Source organism: Micromonospora sp. NPDC023814 (assembly GCF_040639595.1).
Classification (GTDB): Bacteria; Actinomycetota; Actinomycetes; order Mycobacteriales; family Micromonosporaceae; genus Micromonospora.
In genome coordinates, this window is record NZ_JBFAAF010000193.1 from 1 (window position 1) to 2,718 (window position 2,718).

Consider the following 2,718-nt stretch of genomic DNA (forward strand, 5'->3'; position numbering starts at 1 on the left):
GCGCACGGCCGCAACATCATGCACGCCCTCACCGAACTCGCCACCGGCCGTCCCTGGCTACCCGCAACCGGAACGACCACCTGATCAGTCACCTCAGGTTGAAAGAGCTCACTACGTCGAGAAACCGAGTAGGACCGGCCTCGCGCCTCCGCCTACTCGCCCGTTCGTCTCACGGCACGTCCGGATCTCGGTGCTCACTCCGACATCTGCTCGCAGCAGCGTCATCGATCAGGGAATTGTCGAGAAGCCAGTCGATGGCCCGGCGGGTTGCCTGCGCGTGCTGGAAGGCGTGCCACGCTGTCAGCAGGTGCGGATACTCCTCGTGCAGTTCGTCCTTGAACCGGCGGAAGGCACCCCTGCCCTGGGTGGCTCGCTGGAGCCTGCGGCCCGCCTGCTCGTCGCTGATTCGCTCCGCGAAGTCGACCATGTCGCGGTGCCAGACGGACGACGGTAGCGCCTCAATCGGGACCAAGTCGAGTCCGTCGAGGTCCACCGGCGTCTTCCCCTCGATGCCGCCGTCAGCCGTCCACATCATGATCTCCCCGCTGGCCGGATCGATGAGCCAGCGATACTCGTACTCGTACACGCTCTGGTCCTGCAGCGCCGAGGCGATCTCTTCGAGATCGACGTGGCGTACGTCAAGCATGGTGTCCACTCCCGTTGCCGTGGTCGTCGGCAACCACGGTAGGTTCCTCTCCCTCCCGGCCGCGAGACTGCCGGGCCCGGCCGATTATCAACACGGGGACCGAGACCGAGAGATGACTACTGCTCCGGCAATCTGTAAGCGAAGACCGGTCGGCTACAGCCCAGCGGCGTCGAGGGTCCTGAGGAACATCGGCCGGCGCGTGTGCTCAACCCGCAGCTCCGCGAGGTAGACCCTGTTGGTCATTCTCGGTTCAGGCAGCGAGGGTGAGTTCCAGCCGTGAGAGGTGGGTGGTTCGGCGGGGGTCGAGAGTCTCGCCGTTCCACCAGGCGTCGAGTCGGATGAGGTTGAGCGCGGCGGCCTGGACGTTGTGCTCCAGGCGTGTCTTGGGCAGCCCGCGGTAGCGGGCGCGGCGGGCGCCGGTCACCTTGACGGCCTGGACGATGGTGGACTCGACTCCGGCGCGTATCGCGTACTTGCCCTGCCACTGTTTGGTTGTCTGTTCGGCTCGGGCGGCGTCGAGGGCCTGCTGGATCGGCTGAGGCCGTAGCGTCAGCTGCCGCCCGCCGCGGGTGGTGGTCGTGCACTTCGCCTTGACCGGACATGGCTGGCAGGTCTCGCCGCCGAACTTGACGTTGATGACGTCGGTGCCGCGCTGGGCGGCCGGGGTCCAGGAGGCGCTGGCCTGGCCCTGCGGGCAGGTGACCTGCTGGTTGTCCCAGTCGATGGTGAACCCGCCGCGGTCGAAGCCTTCTCCAGCGCGGGCCTGGGGCGAGGTGTCGGCCAGCATCGGGGTGACCAGCCGGACCCTGAGGTCGGTCAGGCTGGACACCAGCAGGTCCGCCGACGGGTAGTCGGAGTCGACGTAGTGCTCGCCGGGTAGCAGCCCGCGGTGGGCCAGGTCGTGGTGGATGGGCGCGGTCATCGCCGCGTCGGGCACGGACGCGTCGGTGGCCGCCACGATCGTGACCAGGTTCGGCGGGGCATCGCCAGCCTCGACCGGGTTCGTGGCGTCGCAGAACTCGCTGACGTGCAGCTTGTAGCCGGCCCAGGTCAGGTTACGTTTGCCGCCCCAGCGGGCGTCGGTGTCGTACGGCGAGACGATGCGGCATCTACCGGGCGGGAGCCCGTCCGTGTCGGCCTCCTGCAGTCGAATCACCTCCCGCCCACCCCGATCGACGTCGGTGACCACGTTCTGGATCAGGACCCGTTGCAGGACCCCGACTGCGGGCAGTTGCGCCAGCCACGGCGGGGCGGACGCGTCCCACACCGCGCGGCCAGCAACGCAGCCCCGTTGCGGGCGTAGTCGGCACCCAGCGCGACCCGCTTGGTCTTCGACGACGGCATCCGCCACGAGTCCACCCGCGCGCCGTAGCGGCGCTGCCAGCCGCCGTCCAGACGGGCCGTGACCCAGTCCGGCGCCGAAGCGGCGAGCGCCTCCACACAGGCACGAACCGTCTCGCCGACCAACTCGACCTGGTTGAGTTGGCGCACCGCCGCAAGGACATGGGTCGAGTCGGTGCGCTGCTTGCCCCCCCGACTTGAGCAGACCCTTGTCGACCAGCCGCGCTACCAGCAGGTCCAGCACCCGCGCCTGCAAGCCGTGCTCGACCATCCGGGCACGAAACTCCGACAGCACCGAGAAGTCGAACCCGGCATCCGTCAACGACAGCCCCAGCGCGTACTTCCACGAAACCTTGTCCCGAACTGCCTCCGCGGCCTGCCGGTCGGTCAGGTTCTCCACCGCTTGGAACACGGTCACCAACATCAGCCGCCCCGGCGACCAGCCCTGCGGCCCGCGAGCGGCAAACGCCTCGGCGAACTCCGCGTCGGCGAACAGCTCTCCCAACTCGTCACGGACCGCGACCGGCAACGGCGCCCGCCGCCCCGATACATCGCCGCGACCGCCCGGGCGATCTCTTCCGCGGGCTCGGGCCACGGCAACGGCTGCATCGACATCAGACACCCGATCCTAGTGTCCTGAGTCGTTAATTCGCTGATAGATTGCCGGTGTGGGTGATGGTCGTGGTCCGAAGCTGGCGCCGCTGGAGTTGACCGCCGAGGAGCGGGAGGCG

3 protein-coding genes and 1 pseudogene are annotated in these 2,718 nt (G+C 68.5%); all 4 read right to left on the minus strand.

The window, feature by feature from the left end:
• Positions 1-169 precede the first annotated feature (169 nt).
• Positions 170-646, minus strand: a complete 477-nt coding sequence (locus AB0G14_RS35275) for a UPF0158 family protein (RefSeq protein WP_357705083.1) — start codon at positions 644-646, stop codon at positions 170-172.
• Between the two features lie 250 nt (positions 647-896).
• A complete protein-coding gene (locus AB0G14_RS35280; protein ID WP_357705086.1) occupies positions 897-1,802 on the minus strand; it encodes a transposase in 906 nt (301 codons plus the stop codon).
• A gap of 41 nt (positions 1,803-1,843) precedes the next feature.
• A complete protein-coding gene (locus AB0G14_RS35285) occupies positions 1,844-2,137 on the minus strand; it encodes a hypothetical protein (RefSeq protein ID WP_357705088.1) in 294 nt (97 codons plus the stop codon).
• Between the two features lie 160 nt (positions 2,138-2,297).
• Positions 2,298-2,411 (minus strand): annotated as a pseudogene (locus AB0G14_RS35290) (transposase); the annotation flags it as partial.
• Positions 2,412-2,718 lie beyond the last annotated feature (307 nt).